At 40.0% G+C, this 16,338-nt stretch carries 17 protein-coding genes; 4 read left to right on the top strand and 13 right to left on the bottom strand.

The genetic code is table 11. The features are described 5' to 3' along the window. Positions 1-131 precede the first annotated feature (131 nt). From HWQ44_RS09110 to cobU, 10 genes are all read right to left on the bottom strand, one after another. Positions 132-1,535 (bottom strand): HlyD family efflux transporter periplasmic adaptor subunit, encoded by a 1,404-nt coding sequence (locus HWQ44_RS09110; RefSeq protein ID WP_292717737.1) that lies wholly within the window; start codon positions 1,533-1,535, stop codon positions 132-134. A 24-nt stretch (positions 1,536-1,559) separates the two neighbouring features. Further along, positions 1,560-3,710 carry a peptidase domain-containing ABC transporter gene (locus HWQ44_RS09115; RefSeq protein ID WP_292717738.1) on the bottom strand — a complete coding sequence of 717 codons (2,151 nt, stop codon included), beginning with the start codon at positions 3,708-3,710 and terminating at the stop codon, positions 1,560-1,562. A gap of 120 nt (positions 3,711-3,830) precedes the next feature. After that, entirely contained in the window at positions 3,831-4,148 is a 318-nt protein-coding gene (locus HWQ44_RS09120) for a hypothetical protein (protein WP_292717739.1), read from the bottom strand. A gap of 293 nt (positions 4,149-4,441) precedes the next feature. Beyond that, on the bottom strand, positions 4,442-4,687 hold the full coding sequence (locus tag HWQ44_RS09125) for a CTB family bacteriocin (RefSeq protein WP_292717740.1): 246 nt from the start codon (positions 4,685-4,687) through the stop codon (positions 4,442-4,444). Between the two features lie 167 nt (positions 4,688-4,854). Beyond that, the gene (locus tag HWQ44_RS09130) at positions 4,855-5,106 is read right to left on the bottom strand and encodes a CTB family bacteriocin (protein ID WP_292717741.1); all 252 of its coding nucleotides are present in this window, start codon (positions 5,104-5,106) and stop codon (positions 4,855-4,857) included. Positions 5,107-5,297: 191 nt separating this feature from the next. Further along, entirely contained in the window at positions 5,298-5,540 is a 243-nt protein-coding gene (locus tag HWQ44_RS09135; protein WP_292717742.1) for a CTB family bacteriocin, read from the bottom strand. Between the two features lie 168 nt (positions 5,541-5,708). Next, on the bottom strand, positions 5,709-5,960 hold the full coding sequence (locus HWQ44_RS09140) for a CTB family bacteriocin (RefSeq protein ID WP_292717743.1): 252 nt from the start codon (positions 5,958-5,960) through the stop codon (positions 5,709-5,711). 167 nt (positions 5,961-6,127) lie between these two features. Then, on the bottom strand, positions 6,128-6,379 hold the full coding sequence (locus HWQ44_RS09145) for a CTB family bacteriocin (RefSeq protein ID WP_292717744.1): 252 nt from the start codon (positions 6,377-6,379) through the stop codon (positions 6,128-6,130). Between the two features lie 593 nt (positions 6,380-6,972). Further along, positions 6,973-7,392, bottom strand: a complete 420-nt coding sequence (locus HWQ44_RS09150; protein ID WP_292717745.1) for a hypothetical protein — start codon at positions 7,390-7,392, stop codon at positions 6,973-6,975. A gap of 52 nt (positions 7,393-7,444) precedes the next feature. After that, a complete protein-coding gene (gene cobU / locus HWQ44_RS09155) occupies positions 7,445-8,020 on the bottom strand; it encodes a bifunctional adenosylcobinamide kinase/adenosylcobinamide-phosphate guanylyltransferase (RefSeq protein ID WP_292717747.1) in 576 nt (191 codons plus the stop codon). Positions 8,021-8,416: 396 nt separating this feature from the next. On the opposite strand from cobU, the gene HWQ44_RS09160 reads away from it, so the two are divergent. From HWQ44_RS09160 to hpsU, 4 genes are all read left to right on the top strand, one after another. Further along, positions 8,417-9,244: a hypothetical protein gene (locus HWQ44_RS09160; RefSeq protein WP_292717749.1), complete on the top strand. Its 828-nt coding sequence runs from the start codon at positions 8,417-8,419 to the stop codon at positions 9,242-9,244. A gap of 134 nt (positions 9,245-9,378) precedes the next feature. Continuing rightward, entirely contained in the window at positions 9,379-10,314 is a 936-nt protein-coding gene (locus HWQ44_RS09165) for a glycosyltransferase family 2 protein (protein ID WP_292717751.1), read from the top strand. 24 nt (positions 10,315-10,338) lie between these two features. After that, positions 10,339-11,295, top strand: coding sequence for a glycosyltransferase family 2 protein (locus HWQ44_RS09170; protein ID WP_292717752.1), 957 nt, complete (start codon positions 10,339-10,341; stop codon positions 11,293-11,295). Between the two features lie 44 nt (positions 11,296-11,339). Further along, positions 11,340-11,921 carry a hormogonium polysaccharide biosynthesis acetyltransferase HpsU gene (hpsU, locus tag HWQ44_RS09175; RefSeq protein ID WP_292717754.1) on the top strand — a complete coding sequence of 194 codons (582 nt, stop codon included), beginning with the start codon at positions 11,340-11,342 and terminating at the stop codon, positions 11,919-11,921. A gap of 156 nt (positions 11,922-12,077) precedes the next feature. Here the strand turns inward: hpsU and HWQ44_RS09180 are convergent, their stop codons facing one another. The 3 genes from HWQ44_RS09180 to HWQ44_RS09190 all read right to left on the bottom strand — a co-directional run bounded on the left by HWQ44_RS09180 (position 12,078) and on the right by HWQ44_RS09190 (position 16,203). Beyond that, positions 12,078-14,105 carry an ATP-binding cassette domain-containing protein gene (locus HWQ44_RS09180; RefSeq protein WP_292717756.1) on the bottom strand — a complete coding sequence of 676 codons (2,028 nt, stop codon included), beginning with the start codon at positions 14,103-14,105 and terminating at the stop codon, positions 12,078-12,080. A gap of 128 nt (positions 14,106-14,233) precedes the next feature. Then, positions 14,234-15,055 (bottom strand): pyrroline-5-carboxylate reductase, encoded by an 822-nt coding sequence (gene proC, locus HWQ44_RS09185; protein ID WP_292717759.1) that lies wholly within the window; start codon positions 15,053-15,055, stop codon positions 14,234-14,236. Between the two features lie 41 nt (positions 15,056-15,096). Further along, positions 15,097-16,203, bottom strand: a complete 1,107-nt coding sequence (locus HWQ44_RS09190; protein ID WP_292717760.1) for a zinc-binding dehydrogenase — start codon at positions 16,201-16,203, stop codon at positions 15,097-15,099. Positions 16,204-16,338: the final 135 nt, after the last annotated feature.

Here is a 16,338-nt window from a genome sequence, read left to right on the forward strand (position 1 = left end):
AATCATTAACGCATTTCATGTGAGATTTTTCGCCATTGCTAAATATAAAAAGGACAAAATTCTCTTACCTATCTATACCAGTAAAAAATGAGTTGTAGCGGGTAAACACTAGACATTACATTCATCTCTGCTTATAGATCAGTGGTAAGTCTGGCCTTTCTTAGCATAAATTGCAGCGCTGTCTCTTCTTGGGAGATAATATTAGCCTTGGCATCCATCCCTGATTGGATATGACACTGATGAGTGCTACTCCCAAATGTCAGCATTTCTGGTTGAATCGTTGCTTCAAAATAGCCAGTAGCAGGACTGGATGTAGGTGCATTAATATTGTTACTTTGAGGTGTAATTACATCTGGAGAAATGGCACTAACAACAGCTTTGAGAGTACCATAATCAGGATATGGACAGGCATCGACTCGTAATTGCACTTTTTGACCAACTGCAACTTTCTTAATCTCTGCGGTTGGAATCATTGCTTTAATCACCAAAGAAGCATTCTGAGGAACAATCTCAGCAATAGATTCGCTAGCACGCACCACTTGACCAGGGTTTCGTAAATTGAGCTTGAGAATGATACCGTCACTGGTAGCCCGAATAATGCTATTTTGCAGTTGAGTTTCAATTTGCTGAAGTTCTTTTTGATATTGCTTGAGTTGGGTTTGCATTTCAACTTGTCGCTGCATCAAAGCTTGTTTTTGTTGGTTTAAAGTAGCGATAGTTGCTTCACCTCTAGCGATTTCTTGGGCAATACGTTCTTGAGCGATCGCAATTATTGCCATACTGGGATTGACCACAACTTTAGCTGATTGCAATTTAGCTTGAGCAATTTGAATAGATATTTTTTCTGCTTCAAGTATTAATTTACTCTGCTCAACAACTAGTTTCTTCTGCTCAAATTCGCGCCGACCAATTGCGCCAACTTGTGCTAGTTGCTCATAGCGATCGCTATCCATCTTGGCAAAGTCTAAATCAGCTTGGGCTTTTTGTAAATTTGCCCTAGCTTTTTGCAAACTTGCTTTGGAAACTAGAAATTCACTGTCAGTAGTGACTTGTCGTTCTTGATACTCTCGTTGGTTACGTGCTAACTCTGCTTTTGCAGAAGAAACACTCCGCTCGATAAATCTTTTTTCAGCCAGGATCTGGGTATCTAAAGTGCCTGTTTGGGCATCAATTTGAATTAGTTGCAATCTAGCCTGTTCGATATTGCCTTGCAGTTGGCTTTTTTTGATTTGCAGTTGCTCCGTATCGAGACGAGCGATCACTTCTCCCTTTTTGACAATTTGATTTTCTTTCACAAAAATACTTTCAACAGTTCCCTCAATGGATGGTTGCACTAGCTTGGTGTCGCCTATCGGACGAACAGTCGCAGCAGTTTCCACCATGACATTGTATTTAACCCATGAAGAAAGAGCGATCGCTGAACCAATAGTTCCGACAAGAAATATTCCAGCTAATGATGTCCAAGCACTAATAGGAGGAAGAAACTCATCTTTTTGAAGTGATGGTAGAAATTTTTGATTATGGGTGTAAAGCATGTTTCTCCGAATAATTGGAAATATTTAAGGAATTAAAAAGTCTATATGATCTCCGGGTTTGGTTCGCAATTCTTCCAAAGAACCTTGAAGTTTCAATTTGCCTTTATCTAGCAATACGATCCAATCAGCGCGATTCACTACCTTCGGGCGGTGAGTAATTAAAATCGTGGTTTTACCCCAGCGATGCTTAAATAATTTATCCAAAACTTGTGCTTCACTTACTGGATCAAGTCCACCAGTAGATTCATCCAAAATGAGAACTGATGGATCTGTAACAATGGCTCTTGCTATTGCTAATCTTTGACGTTGCCCACCAGAAAGATTTGCGCCAAATTCACCTAAAACAGTTTGATATTTGTCGGGTAAATTACTAATAAATTCATCAGCTTCTGCCACTTGGCAAGCTCTCACAATCTGCCCAAAGGTAACTTGAGGTGCGCCTAAGCGAAAGTTTTCTACAATAGAACGACTCCAGAAATGAGGCTCCTGAGGAACAAGAACTACTTGTTGACGTAGACAATCAAGAGAAAGGTCTTGGAGATTATAAAGTCCAATCCGAAGATTGCCAGAGTGTAGTGGATATAACCCAGCAATTAATTTAGCAAGAGTACTTTTACCACAACCTGATTTGCCGATAATAGCAACAACTTTTCCACCAGGAATAGTTAAAGAAAAGTCATCGATTAAATCCAGGCGACCAGCATAGTGAAAGTTAATATTTGTACAAACAATATCAGCATCAGCAGTAATTTCCACAAAAGGCTTTATTTCATCGCCCTCATTTTCGGAAGTGGCATCTATAACTTCTGTGAGGCGTTGTGTAGCTGTTTTGGCACGAGTAAATTCTTCAACAAAACTGATTAAAGTTGCCATTAAACCCAGAAAATTACCATTCATTGAGTTAAAAGCAAGCAATTGCCCAATACTCAGGTGTTCTGCTGGGTTAATTACTAAATTACCACCGAACCAAAGTAAAATAACGCCACCAATACTGGCAACAAAGCCAGAGAAAGTATTATTGATAATTCCGATTTGAATCGTGCTAAATGTCACATTAGCAAGACGAGCAAATCGGCTTTGAAATTCATCCCAAAATTGCGGTCTAGATGTAGTAGTTTTGAGAGTTAAAGCACCTTTAAATGTCTCTACTAATACCCCTTGTGTTTCGGCTTCTTGAACTAAAAGCTCACGGGTTTTTTGGCGCAAAGTAGGCTGGAATACTACCGTAGATATGCTCATCACCACAGCAATGAATACAGCCACTACTGTAAGTTTCCAACTATAAAAAGCCATGAAGCTAAAAGAAATCAGTGCAATAAAAAATTGGCTGGGTAGACTAATAATTAAATGAGCAACTAACTGATTAATTTGGTCAATATCTCGCAGGCGGCTAACGATTTCACCGCTGCGACGTGCTTCGTAATAAGAGAGAGGTAATCGCAGAATTTGCCGTCCAAATTCCAGAACTAGCCCTAATTGCAGACGTTGTGCGAAGTGAGCAATTAAGTTAGATTGTACAAACGACAGACTACGAGAAACAACATTCATCACTACTACTGCGATCGCTACAGTCGTGAGTAATTTTGTATCACCTCGAACCAACACATCATCAGTCAAAATTTGCAGCAGAAAAGGGGAAGCTAAAGACAGCAAACCCAACATTAGGTTAAGAGGTAAAACTTGAGCTAAAATAGCGCGATAAATCCAAACACGCTTGAAGAAACGCCAAAATCCGCCAACTTTCTCATCCTTTTGGGCAAAAAAGCGGATTGGATCAGGTTCCAATAAAAGTATCAACCAATCTGTCCAACCTTCTGCTATCTCTTGTTGAGAAAGATAGCGGACGCCTACAGCCGGATCTACAACTAAACATTTTTTGCCTTTCTTACCATATAAAACAACCCAATGATTCCCTTTCCAGTGAATAATTGCTGGTAGAGGCGCTTCATTCATTCGGTTGAGAAGTTCTGGGGAAGTTTTCACTGGACGAGCATTAAAACCAAGTGTTTCTGCTCCCCGCTTCAGTCCTAATAAAGTAGTTCCAAATTGCCCAGTACCTACAGCTTCACGAATACGGCTGAGAGTAAAAGTACGTCCATAATATTTGGCAATAGCAGCAAGACAAGCAGCTCCGCAGTCTTCTTCACTATGCTGTTTAACAAACTGGTATTTCATCGGTAAATTACCTTACATAATGACAACTATTACCCTAAAAATTTGTCAATTTGCCGCGATGTTTTGAATTACTAAATACTGTTAACTTCAGATCTTCTCAAGCAAGTTAATTTATAGTTTTCACCATAATAAAAATATCAGAAATAATTTATCACAGAAACTTAAGCTACTTCGTCTCCCACCTTGTCCACTATTTCCGCTAAATCCAATTGTGGTTTGTGAAAGCGCATATCCGGTTTCTTGCTTGGTAGAAAAACTATAATTACCGTCAGAAATATTGCTTTCATTCGTTGCGAAAGTTTCTATATTTGTCCTTTGGACGAAAAAGCCATCAGAATTAAGTGAAGAAAATAAACTTCCAGCAGACACAATCTCTTGGTCTTCTTCAGACAAATCAATGAATAATTCAGTGTTTTGGTGTTTGATATTGTTAGACATAGTATTAGCTCTATACTTTGGGAGTCTAAATATTTTGCAACAGCATGAGCAGCAAAGTAATCAAGTATTTTGACCTAGTAATTTTGTCAGTATCCAAAAATAATTAACCTTGAATACCACAAAATATAAAAGTACAACAGTGAAGTTTCAGGTATGGCTTGGGAATAAAAGATGACCCATGTAATCGTATTATTATGGGTCATCTGTGGAATCTTTAGTACCAAGTTTTTTCAACTGTGCCGCTAATGTTCCCAATGCTGACGTTTCAAACAACGCCTCTGGTGGATTATTTTTTAGTGGTAGTCTAAAAGGTCAGGAATGTGATTAACATCTAAGCCTAAGAAAGCTAGTCCAGCAGTCCTAATATCTGTAGACCTCCCATTAGAATTAGCAGTGCTGCCATGTGGACCTGAATAACTACTACCATTTAGAATATTTTCGCTAGCTTTGTAAAAAGTAGCATCTATTTGAAAATCGACACCACCGGCTACAACTTCTTGTTGTTCCTTCGATAAATCTGTAAACAATTCCTGAAACATAGTTGCAAACTTCCTAGTTTTGATTTGATGAACCTTTAGTATTAGCTACATGAGTTCGCGACTGAGGGTTAAAAAGTTGATTTTATGACCCTATCTAATTTTTTCCTTGATAGACTATTTTCAGCAAACTCATGTATTAGTTGATTACCGTTTTTTAGCTCCTCAACTTAATATCTGTATCCTTTTGAAGTATCGGGTAGGTCATTAGCACCCAAGCCTAAAAAAGCTACTCCAGCAGTCTTAATATCTGTAGATTTACCGTTAGACCAAGCGTTGCTACCACTGGGATCAGAACTGCTATCGCCATTGAGAACATTTTCCTGTGCTGCAAAAAAAGTTGCATCTAGTTGAAAATCAGCACCACCAGCTACAAGTTCTTGTTGCTCGTTGGATAAATCTGTAAACAATTCATCAGACATAATTACAAACCTCGTAATTTGGATTTAATAAACCTTTAGGATGAGTTACATGAGTTAATGATGGAGGCTCAGAAGGTTAATTTTTTGTAATAATCTAGAGTATTTATCTCTAAATTATTACTTACTAAACTCTTTTCATTGAACTTATGTATTAGTTGATTGCCCTTTTTTGGCTGCTCAACTTAATGGCTCTATTCTTTTGAAATCTTAGGAACATCAGTAGCTCCCAAGCCTAAAAAAGCTAGTCCAGCAGTTGCAATCTCTGTAGACTTACCATTGGAGTTAGCATTGCTGCCATTAGGATCAGAGCTAGTACCGCCATTGAGAACATTTTCTTTTGCTGCAAAAAAAGTTGCATCTAGTTGAAAATCAACACCGCCAGCTACAACTTCTTGTTGCTCGTTGGATAATTCAGTAAACAATTCATCAGACATAGTTGCAAACCTCAGATTTTTGAGTTGACGAACCTTGAGTATTTAGATACGTGAGTTGGTGACGGAGGGTTAGAAGGTTAATTTTGTCATCCTACCTAATTCCTTCGTTAGCAAATTGTTTTTATCCAACTCACGTATTAGTTGATTGCTCTTTTTTAGCTGCTCAACTTAATGGCTATAGCCTTTTGAAATATCAGGAATATCAGTAGCTCCCAAGCCTAAAAAAGCTAGTCCAGCAGTTGCAATCTCTGTAGATTTACCATTGGAGTCAGCATTACTGCCATTAGGATCAGAGCTAGTACCGCCATTGAGAACATTTTCTTTTGCTGCAAAAAAAGTTGCATCTAGTTGAAAATCAACACCGCCAGCTACAACTTCTTGTTGCTCGTTGGATAATTCGGTAAACAATACGTGAGACATAGTTACAAACCTCGTAATTTTGAGTTGATGATCTTTTAAGATTAGTCACGTGAGTTCATAATGAAGGGTTAGAAGGTTAATTTTGTCATTCCATCTAATTCCTCTATTAGCAAATTATTTTCATCCCACTCACGTATTAGTTGATTGCTCTTTTTTAGCTGCTCAACTTAATGGCTGTAGCCTTTTGAAATATCAGGAACATCAGTAGCTCCCAAGCCTAAAAAAGCTAGTCCAGCAGTTGCAATCTCTGTAGACTTACCATTGGAGTTAGCATTGCTGCCATTAGGATCAGAGCTAGTACCGCCATTGAGAACATTTTCTTTTGCTGCAAAAAAAGTTGCATCTAGTTGAAAATCAACACCGCCAGCTACAACTTCTTGTTGCTCGTTGGATAATTCGGTAAACAATACGTGAGACATAGTTACAAACCTCGTAATTTTAATTGGCTTTTTAGCTATTAGTTGATTGCTTCATTTGCGCCTCAACTCGTTGCTTGTTAATACAATAGAGGTAAGCACTTGAGAGAGTCATTTACTTTTTATGCAAACTTATTTACCATGTTTAGAAAAACTTATTGCCCAATTAAGCCAGTAGTCTGTCCGAAAAATACGTATGGATAAAACTCTGCTTTTCTACTCTGTCTTGAGGATGATCAATCACAAAAGGCTTTTAATAAAAAGGTAAAAAAATAAACTTTCGCCCAATTATCCGCAGGAAAATATATAGCGCTTTTTGTTTATATGCAATATACAATTACCTCTCTGCTAAAAGGAGAGAGTCTTGGAACCTTACTCCTCTTTCCTTGCAGAAAATAGGCTGGGAGTTAGGTCTGTATCGGATTCAGGTGAAAAGCACTATAACTATGCTCAATTGCGTAGAATACAGACCTAACTGTGTACCCGTAACACTGACATACAAAAATCCTGTAGTAGGACTAAAAGCCATTACAGGAGAAATTAAAATAATCAAATAATTAGAAAAAACTTATCAGATTCACAACTTGGTTGTTTGTTTATGCAATATTATCTACAAGCCGATCGCGAATTGTTTTGAGTTGGTCTTGAGTCTTAATTGGCTCTCGCGGTGCTGGCAATTCAGTATTTGGCCAGTTAGGTAAATCATTGCAGGGGCATAACAACGCGGGCATTCCAACATTTCGCGCGGCTACTGGCATATTGCAACGACCACAAGGCAGCATATCCCATGCTGGTGTCAACAGTTCAGCAATGGTTTCATGTGTACCCTCTAGGTAACAGTCACTCGATTCCGGTGAGATAATTTTCTGCCAGCACTCTTCAAATTCTGCACTATAGCGATCGCCATTTAGCACGGATTGGGGCAAAAAGGTTGCCTTACCGTTGCCCGTAATCACTTTCTTACCCAACTGAAACCAGTAGGCCAGGTATCTTCTAACTTCTTGTTTGGTTGCCATATTACAATTTTAGATTTTAGATTTTAGATTTTGGATTAATTTGAATCAAGAGTTAAGAATCTTGACTCCTGAATGTTCCAGCATCCTCTCTATTTGGCAATGGCGAACCAAGGACGCTGAGATTGAGAACATGACCACCAGTAACTAAATAAACAGTTTCGCTGAGTACACTTAGCTGGCGGACTAGAGAACCCAGGCGATCGCGGAACGTCCTTCCCAGGGGATAAGCTGGTATCACACCCCAACCCACCTCTTCTGCTACAAACACTATATCAGCAGCAAGTAAATCCACCGTTTCTAACAACTCTGCAAGGATGTTTTCCCAACTAAATTCGTCCTGTTCCAGGAGATTAGCAACCCAAGTTCCTAAAGAATCTACTAAAAGGCAGGTATAGGGTTTCGCATCAGCGAGGGTAGCAGAGAGTTCGACAGGTACAGATAAAGTTACCCAGTCTTCGGGACGACGTTGTTGATGTTCTAAAATGCGTTGATGCCATTCTTGATCATCTGGATTATCGGTGGCTGTCGCTACGTAAACAACTGCTTTTCCTGACTGCATGGCCAGAGTTTCCGCCCATTCACTTTTACCAGATCGTGCTGGCCCTGTTACTAAGATGATTTTACCCAAAGTTGTTTACTGAGTATTTTAACAAGAGAGGCAGGAGGAGGAGGCAGATAGAATATTGTCATCGCCTCCTGCGGCTATGATCGTAACTGAGCTTGCGGTTTAAGTTCCACACCATAAATCTCCGATTTGGTGGCTTGGAATTAGATGGGGTTGAAAGCAACAGATAAATTCCAACCTCTTACCTCCTTCCTGCCTCCTTCATCAATATGCCTACGGTTGAAATTTATCACCGCAGTTTTTTCCTTCATCGGTGAGATTTTTGGTTTCAAATAACTTTTAAGGGATAAAATTAGCACCAGCATCATTGATGCCACAACTGGCAAAAGCCAAAAATCCCAACAACCCCATTCTCAATTATTTAATACCACTGGGGACAGCAAACTTTAGGATGTCTTTATGAACGCAGGCTTAAAACGCATTGAAGCAACTCTACACGATTTAGGGAATCGCGGCACTGCCTCTGCCGCCGAAACAGGTGATTCGACCACAAAACGGCCTTTCTCTTTTAGAATTAGCGTCGGAGCCAATGAACCCACAGAAAGTACACAAACTCCATCCTCTCAGAATGGGGAACTAAATACACAAGAACAAACAGTTGACTTGAGCGCAGATACTGAGAGTGATTATCCTCACGAGCAAAATTTCTTTCCTCACCACGACTCTGTGCAGACCTTTCAAGCACAAGATAATGGTGGTAAAACACCCAGCTTACCCAAGTTGAAAACTCCCAGCTTTAGTAGCCATCGCCACGGTGCTAATCCAGCATTGGCGATGAATCTATTACAAGAAATTCAGGAAACTGTCGCCGATTGGCAAACAGAATTGCAAAATATTTTGAAACAGATTCAAGATATTTACTTAGAAGGCCCGATTGTCAATGGCTGGTTAGAATCCAATCCCACCGAACCAGAACCGGGAGGAACCGCAACACTGCGCCATGCAGAAGTTGACCGCTTGATGAACTACGTAGAAGAAATTTGCGCGAGTGGTGGGAAAGTATCTTATCAATCATCTATTACTGGCTACCGTCTCTGTGGTGTGGATGATGCTGGTAAAGTCTGGTCGCGTCCATGTCCAGCAGATCAGGTTCCCAATGTTAGTATGGCGATCGCGCGTTACCAAAAGTTACGTCAACTGTTAGGGCGCAAGCAATCCTTGGAAACCCGCCTGAGTCAACTAGCCCAAACTCTTGTAGTTTTACACAGTCATATTCAACAAACGTGAAGTTTTAAAGATTATTTCCGAAGAAACTCGGTTGGTGGGTCGGTAACTTTTGGTTTAGATTAACTCTCAGCAGTTGTGCGTTGGATTTAAGATTTTAATCTAAAATCCCAAATCTCAAATCCAAAATTAAATCTATGCCAGACACCCAAATCTCTGCTATTATCTGTACCCACAATCGAGATACCTATTTAGGGGCTGCAATTGATAGTCTTTTAGCGCAGGATTTTGCTGCTGATTTTGAAATTGTGGTAGTCGATAATGGGTCTAGCGATCGCACTCGTGAAGTTGTAGAAGAAAGGGCCCACAATCCGCGCCTGAAGTATGTTTTTGAACCCACCATTGGTTTATCTGTTGCCCGCAACACGGGTGCAAAAGTAGCCAGTGGTGATATTCTTGCTTATTTGGATGACGATGCTGTAGCCAGCCCTCGCTGGCTACAAGTTTTATATTTTGCCTATTACAATAATTCTAAACTAGCGATCGCAGGAGGCAAAGTTACTCTCATCTGGCCCCCAGGAATCCAACAACCACAGTGGCTATCTCCAGGACTAGCTGCAAATCTGGGTGCATACGACTTGGGTGACAGTAACATCTACATCGAGCAACCTGGCTCAACACCCAGAGGCTTAAATTACTCTATCCGCCGCAGTTTCTTAGAAGAAATTGGCGGTTTTGATCCTCACCTCGGTCGAGTAGGGAAAAATCTCTTATCTAATGAAGAACTGCAAATGACCGAATTTGCCCTACAGCGTGGTTGGCAAGTCGCTTATCTTCCCGAAGCACTAGTCGCTCACAATGTCGCCCCAGAGCGCCTCCAACGCTCCTGGTTTTTAAACCGAGGCTGGTGGCAGGGTATTAGTGAATGCTATCGAGAACAACTCGCTGGTAAAGCTGGGATCGCTCAATTACAGCGAGGTAGCGAACGGTTTGTGCGTGGCTTGTATAAAGCATTGCAATATTTTTCTGATCCAGCAGAACGGTTTGACAAGCTTGTTTATGCTTACGGTCAGATTGGTTACTTAAATGCTGCTATTCAAGGTCTTTTATCTACATCATCAAATAAGAAATAACCAATAACATAATTTATACTCAATATGTCATCTAAAATACCAGTTTCAGTACTAATTCCAGCTAAAAACGAACAAGTAAACTTGCCTGCGTGCCTTGCTAGCTTGAGCAGAGCAGATGAAATATTTGTAGTAGATTCTCAAAGTACCGACAACAGCGTTGAAATTGCTAAAAGTCACGGTGTAAATGTCGTACAATTCAACTTCAATGGACGCTGGCCTAAAAAGAAAAATTGGTCTTTGGATAATCTACCTTTTCGTAACGAATGGGTACTAATTGTAGATTGTGATGAGCGCATCACCCCCGAACTTTGGGAAGAAATTGACCAAGCAATTCAAAACAAAGAATATACAGGTTATTATCTCAATCGCCGCGTATTTTTCTTAGGGAAATGGATTCGCTATGGTGGTAAATATCCCGATTGGAATCTACGTTTATTTCAGCATCAAAAAGGTCGCTACGAAAATCTAAATACAGAAGATATTCCCAATACTGGTGATAACGAAGTTCACGAACATGTGATTTTGCAGGGGAAAGTTGGGTATCTCAAAAATGATATGCTCCACGAAGACTTCCGCGACCTTTATCACTGGTTAGAACGACACAACCGCTATTCCAACTGGGAAGCCAGCGTTTATTTTAATATTCTCACAGGTAAAGATGATAGCGGTACTATCGGCGCTAATCTATTTGGTGATGCCGTGCAACGTAAACGATTTTTGAAAAAAGTCTGGGTACACCTGCCATTTAAACCCATTTTGCGGTTTATTTTGTTTTATATAATTCAACGCGGTTTTTTGGATGGCAAAGCAGGATATATCTATGCATGTTTGCTGAGTCAATATGAATATCAAATTGGCGTTAAACTTTACGAATTACGTAGCTGTGGTGGTCACTTAAATACTGCAACTACCCCGAAGGAAGGAGCAGGGGAGCAAGGGAGCAGGGGAGCAGAAGGAAAGCTATTGACCATTGACTCCTGACAATAACTAATGACCAATGACTAATGACCAATAACCAATGACTAATGACCAATGACCAACCTTTCGTAGATTTACGCAAATATGACCAATCTTGGTTTGATCGGGGGCGTCCAAGTTGGTATGTTTTATTATGGTGGTTTGTACAAGCGATCGCCTTTCCCCTCACTCCTCAACCGTTAAATATTCTGCGTTCTGCTCTGCTACGAGTGTTTGGCGCTCGTATCGGTAAAGGCGTATTAATTCGACCCACCGCCCGGTTCACCTACCCTTGGAAAGTCACCGTTGGCAACTACAGTTGGATTGGAGATAACGTAGTTTTATACAGCCTCGATCAAATCCACATCGGTGAACACTGCGTAATTTCCCAAAAAAGTTACCTGTGTACTGGTAGTCATGATCTCCAAGACCCTGCTTTTGGGTTGAAAACAGCGAGTATCACCATTGATAATGGTGCATGGATAGCAGCAGATTGTTTTGTTGGGCCGGGAGTGCAAATCGGGGCTAATGCTGTGATTGGCGCTCGTAGTAGTGTTTTTACTAATATGCCCTCTGGGCAAGTTTGTTGGGGAAGTCCCTGTCGTCCTCAGACGGTTCGGATAAAATTTGATCCTCCCACAAACCCGTGATTTTATCGGGTTTGTAGTCAGAGGTGGAGTAGCTTGCTTCCCCTTTCGTGGAGCGATTCCGTAGGAAACGGGTACGCTAACGCCAATTGAATGAGCGTGCAACGTGATAGGTAAAACTCTAAGTCAAGGATGACGTAATTAGTTGAAAATATGGTGCTAAAGTCTTACCCATTTCAATATCTTTGGGTTTTTGTTATAGCGGTAGGTTAAGCCCTCCTTAGTAGTAATAGATTGGCCTTTGCTTGCCTTACTTCTAATGGTACCAATTGAATAATTTGTTAACATCTGCATTTCTTGATGAGAAAGCCCTTCGATTGTGTCTATTTCTACTGCTCTTTCTGGTTGGATTTGGGATTCTTTGTTGGATAAATCATCTATTTTGATTTCAGATTTTTGGGTAGGAGTGATGACAATTTTTTTTGCTTTTTGAAGCCGATAATCCTGCACGGTTAAAAGTTGCCAACTGGAATCTTGTGAAAGCTCTAAAACCCATTGATGATAATCAAACAGGCTTTCCCGATGCCCAACACTGATAAAAGTTGTTTGAGTTGATTGTAACTGTTGATATAAACTTCCTTCATTATTCAAATCTAAGGCACTGGTTGCTTCATCTAATATAGTGAAGCTAGGATGAGTAACTAACAGTCGTGCGAATGCAAGGCGTTGTTGTTCTCCCAACGATAATATATTCTCCCAAGGAACTTCTGTATCAAAGCCATCGACTCGACTTAGCAAGTTTTGCAAGTTGACTTGTTGCAAAACTTCTTTGAGTTCTCGATCGGTCATTTGACGATTTGTATTAGGATAGAGTAATTGTTCGCGTAAAGTTCCCAAAATTATGTAAGGACGTTGCGGCAAAAATAAGACTTCTTCTAGGGGAGGTCGCATCAAACGACCAGTCCCCGCATTCCACAAACCAGCGATCGCTCTCAACAAAGAACTTTTGCCTCGACCACTGGGCCCAACAATCAATAAACCTTCTCCACGTTGAACAGAAAGTGACAAATCTTCGACGATCACCTGCTCATAGTTTGGTGTTTGTAAGGTGACATTATCAAAAGCAAAATAGTTTTCTTCTACTGTTTTAATAGTACTCACATTTTCGGGTTGTTTGGTCACTTCTTCTAACGCATCTGAAAACTCAGTTAAACGCTCAACGTAACTCGAAAAACTTCCAGAAGTGCCAAATTCAGCTATTAATTCTCCTAGAGCAGTAGCAAACAGATAGCTAGCTAAAGTAGCTTGTCCAACTTGTCCAAAATCAATTTCATTACTAATATATAAAGGTGCAAGTAATAACAACGTAAAAAATTCGATAGCAGATTGATATCCTCTGTTAAAAATTTCGTTATTTCTCTCCCAATTAATTTTGCGTATCGCACTTTTTAGGATATTATGAAATCTTCGCTGAATTATATTTAATTCTTGATTTTCTCCTCGAAAAAAAGCTATCGATTCGGCATGATTCCGAACATGAGTTAGTGCATAATTGTAGTCTGCTTTAGATTCAAGTTCCTCTTGATTAATTTTAATTAATTCTTGATTTAAGTAAACAGCAATCAAATTGCCTATAATCGTATAAACCAGCAAAGCAATAGCGACCTTTGGGAAAATTGACCAAAGAATTATTAAAAAAGTCGCCATTTGCAGTACTTTTTCTAGGAAAGTAGCTGAAAAACTGAGGGCATTACTAGGAAGAGGTTCAATTTCTTGAGATAAACGTTGATCTGGGTTATCAATATCAGCTTTAAAATTAATTTTATAATAAGCACGATTAGTCAAATATTTATCTAAAATATGATTATTGAGCCATTGGTACCAATCAAGAGCGATTTTTTTTCTCAGAAATTTAGAAAATCCAACTAAGAGGCTTACGCAGACAAGCCCAACAGCATAAAGCCACACTATGTTAATGAACTTAGAATAATCTTTTTCTTGAATAATTATATCGATCAAATAACGATTAACGAAACTATTAAAAGCAGTTACACCTACAAGTGCGATTATTAATAATATCAGCAGAATAAGCATTCCCCATCCACGAATCACATCTGAGAATGCTCTTTCCCCTGGTTTTGTTGGATACCAGTAAGGTGCTGCGATCGCTCTGACATTTTTCCAGAATTGGATAAAATCTGAAAAAGGATTTGTTCCGGGTTGATTTTGAAGAACTTGGGTTGACATATTATGCAATTAAATTAAAATATTTGATCAAAATTACTACTTTTTAGTACCAGATAATCAGTCATAAATAGGGAATAAGAAACCTGCACTCAGCACTTGAAACTATCTTTGCGCTCAAGCATGTTTTTTCAACTGATATTACCCAATTTTTCAGTGCGACTCAAAGCAGCAAGCACTGCATTAGAAATGGCAGTTCGCATCCCACCTTTTTCTAATTCGTAAATACCAGCAGCAGTCACTCCCCCAGGACTAGTTACCTTGTTTCGCAAGACTGTTGGATGTTCATGAGTCTGAAACATAAGTTCTACACTACCAGCAATCGTATGCAATGTTAATTCTTGGGCTTGTGTCCGGGTTAAACCTATCTGAACCCCAGCATCAATCATCGCTTCGATGTACAGAAACACAAATCCAGTCCCGGCGCTACTCAACGCCGTTGCCATATCAAGGTAATGTTCACTTTGGGTAGCAAATTCCTTGCCTAAGGCTTGTAAAATGACTTGAGTATGCGATCGCTGCATCTCTGTCACACTTGATGATGCACTCCACACCGTAGTTCCATGACCAACCTCTACTGCAAGATTTGGCATGGTACGCACAACAGTAGGATGATTCAACCCTTGGCACAGAGATGGAATACTTGCTCCTGCCACAATACTAATTACTAAAGCATCAGGTGAAACTTTATCCTTAATCATAGCCATAACAGAGGCCAAAACCTGTGGCTTTACCGCCAGTATCACAATGGATGCGCCTTGCACCGCTTCTAAATTGCAGATTGTAGTACGTACTCCATACTCCCTTTCTAAATGAAGACATCGCGCAGAAAGTGGTTCACTAACAATAATTAGTTCAGGCTTTTGAACAGTTTTTGTCGATAACAATCTATTAATTATAATTTCGCCCATCGTGCCACCGCCGATAAAGGCAATTTGTAAATTTTCTAGCATATCTTCTCTTTCTTACTTAAGTCGTTGATATATTGTTCGCATTAAGATAGATTAGGCTGAATCACAGCTTTTAATACAGATCCTTGTTCTACATCTGTCAGTGCTTGATTAATTTCTTCTAGTGTGTATGAACGAGTAATGATGCTTGACCAAGCAATGTTCTTGCTGGAATCACTGTGGCGTTTTAGTAATTCAATCATTCTGTAAAAATGGCTGAAATCAATTCCCCAAGTCCCGCGAATATCAATATGTTTTAGATTAATTTCTAAGTGGGGATTGATGAGAATTTCACCCGTGTTTGTGTAATGCCCGACAATAACATAGCGACCTCCACTTCTGGTCATATTCAAGCCTTCTTTGACAGCAACGGGAATGCCTGTGGCTTCAATCGTGACATCAGCACCGTGTCCGTGCGTCAATTCTAAAACCCGCTCAATATGTTGTCGTGGATCGTCAGCCTTAATTACTAAGGTTTCATCGACACCGAAGGATTTAGCAACTACTAATCGACTCTCAAATTTATCAATGACAATCACTTTGCCTGCACCTGAGAGCAAAGCTAGAATTGCCACACTCAAACCCACAGGCCCGCAACCCTGAACCACCACAACATCACCAATTTGAATCTGCGCTCGGTCGATAGCGTGTAGTGCAGTTGGTAAAGCACACCCTCCAGCAATGAATTGCTTTGGTGAAACTTCTTCAGGTAAAGTGAGAACTTTCACCCCTGGTTTGAGGTAAATCAGTTCAGACCAACCGCCCAGTAACCCATCTTTCGCTGAGTAGGTAACACCATAAACTTTGCGTTGAGGACAACGAGTGGATGCTTTGGCGACTAGACAATACCAGCAGTTGTAACAAGTTTCGTGGACATCCAAAAAAGTGGCGATCGCTCCAGGCTGAATTAATTTACCATTGACATCATGAACCGATCCACCTGTTTCTACCACACGACCAACTGAGAAGTGTCCAGGGATGATAGGATACGGTACTCCCTCTAAACGCCCATGTAGTAAATGTACATCAGTTCCACAAACCTCTGAATATAAGGTTTCGAGAATGATTCCACCCTTCTCCAGAATCGGGTCTGGTAATTGTTGCACTTTAACTGGCTGATTAGGTGCAATCATCACAGCGGCCAAGGGCATAAATTACTTCCTCACTATATTTACCAAATCGCCAATTGTTTATTGAGCTATGAGAATCCTATTTGATTGTGTAAAAAACCAAGCTGGCTAAAAGCTTACCCTATAGAGGTTTATTTTTTAGTTAAAGTTAACAAG

The organism is Nostoc sp. JL34, assembly GCF_017114945.1.
GTDB lineage: Bacteria > Cyanobacteriota > Cyanobacteriia > Cyanobacteriales > Nostocaceae > Nostoc.

Bases quoted from the DNA above. Each gene is read 5' to 3' on its own strand.
- HWQ44_RS09110 (WP_292717737.1), bottom strand. From the start codon at position 1,535: ATGCTTTACACCCATAATCAAAAATTTCTACCATCACTTCAAAAAGAT.
- HWQ44_RS09115 (WP_292717738.1), bottom strand. From the start codon at position 3,710: ATGAAATACCAGTTTGTTAAACAGCATAGTGAAGAAGACTGCGGAGCT.
- HWQ44_RS09120 (WP_292717739.1), bottom strand. From the start codon at position 4,148: ATGTCTAACAATATCAAACACCAAAACACTGAATTATTCATTGATTTG.
- HWQ44_RS09125 (WP_292717740.1), bottom strand. From the start codon at position 4,687: ATGTTTCAGGAATTGTTTACAGATTTATCGAAGGAACAACAAGAAGTT.
- HWQ44_RS09130 (WP_292717741.1), bottom strand. From the start codon at position 5,106: ATGTCTGATGAATTGTTTACAGATTTATCCAACGAGCAACAAGAACTT.
- HWQ44_RS09135 (WP_292717742.1), bottom strand. From the start codon at position 5,540: ATGTCTGATGAATTGTTTACTGAATTATCCAACGAGCAACAAGAAGTT.
- HWQ44_RS09140 (WP_292717743.1), bottom strand. From the start codon at position 5,960: ATGTCTCACGTATTGTTTACCGAATTATCCAACGAGCAACAAGAAGTT.
- HWQ44_RS09145 (WP_292717744.1), bottom strand. From the start codon at position 6,379: ATGTCTCACGTATTGTTTACCGAATTATCCAACGAGCAACAAGAAGTT.
- HWQ44_RS09150 (WP_292717745.1), bottom strand. From the start codon at position 7,392: ATGGCAACCAAACAAGAAGTTAGAAGATACCTGGCCTACTGGTTTCAG.
- HWQ44_RS09160 (WP_292717749.1), top strand. From the start codon at position 8,417: ATGAACGCAGGCTTAAAACGCATTGAAGCAACTCTACACGATTTAGGG.
- HWQ44_RS09165 (WP_292717751.1), top strand. From the start codon at position 9,379: ATGCCAGACACCCAAATCTCTGCTATTATCTGTACCCACAATCGAGAT.
- HWQ44_RS09170 (WP_292717752.1), top strand. From the start codon at position 10,339: ATGTCATCTAAAATACCAGTTTCAGTACTAATTCCAGCTAAAAACGAA.
- hpsU (WP_292717754.1), top strand. From the start codon at position 11,340: ATGACCAATGACCAACCTTTCGTAGATTTACGCAAATATGACCAATCT.
- HWQ44_RS09180 (WP_292717756.1), bottom strand. From the start codon at position 14,105: ATGTCAACCCAAGTTCTTCAAAATCAACCCGGAACAAATCCTTTTTCA.
- proC (WP_292717759.1), bottom strand. From the start codon at position 15,055: ATGCTAGAAAATTTACAAATTGCCTTTATCGGCGGTGGCACGATGGGC.
- HWQ44_RS09190 (WP_292717760.1), bottom strand. From the start codon at position 16,203: ATGCCCTTGGCCGCTGTGATGATTGCACCTAATCAGCCAGTTAAAGTG.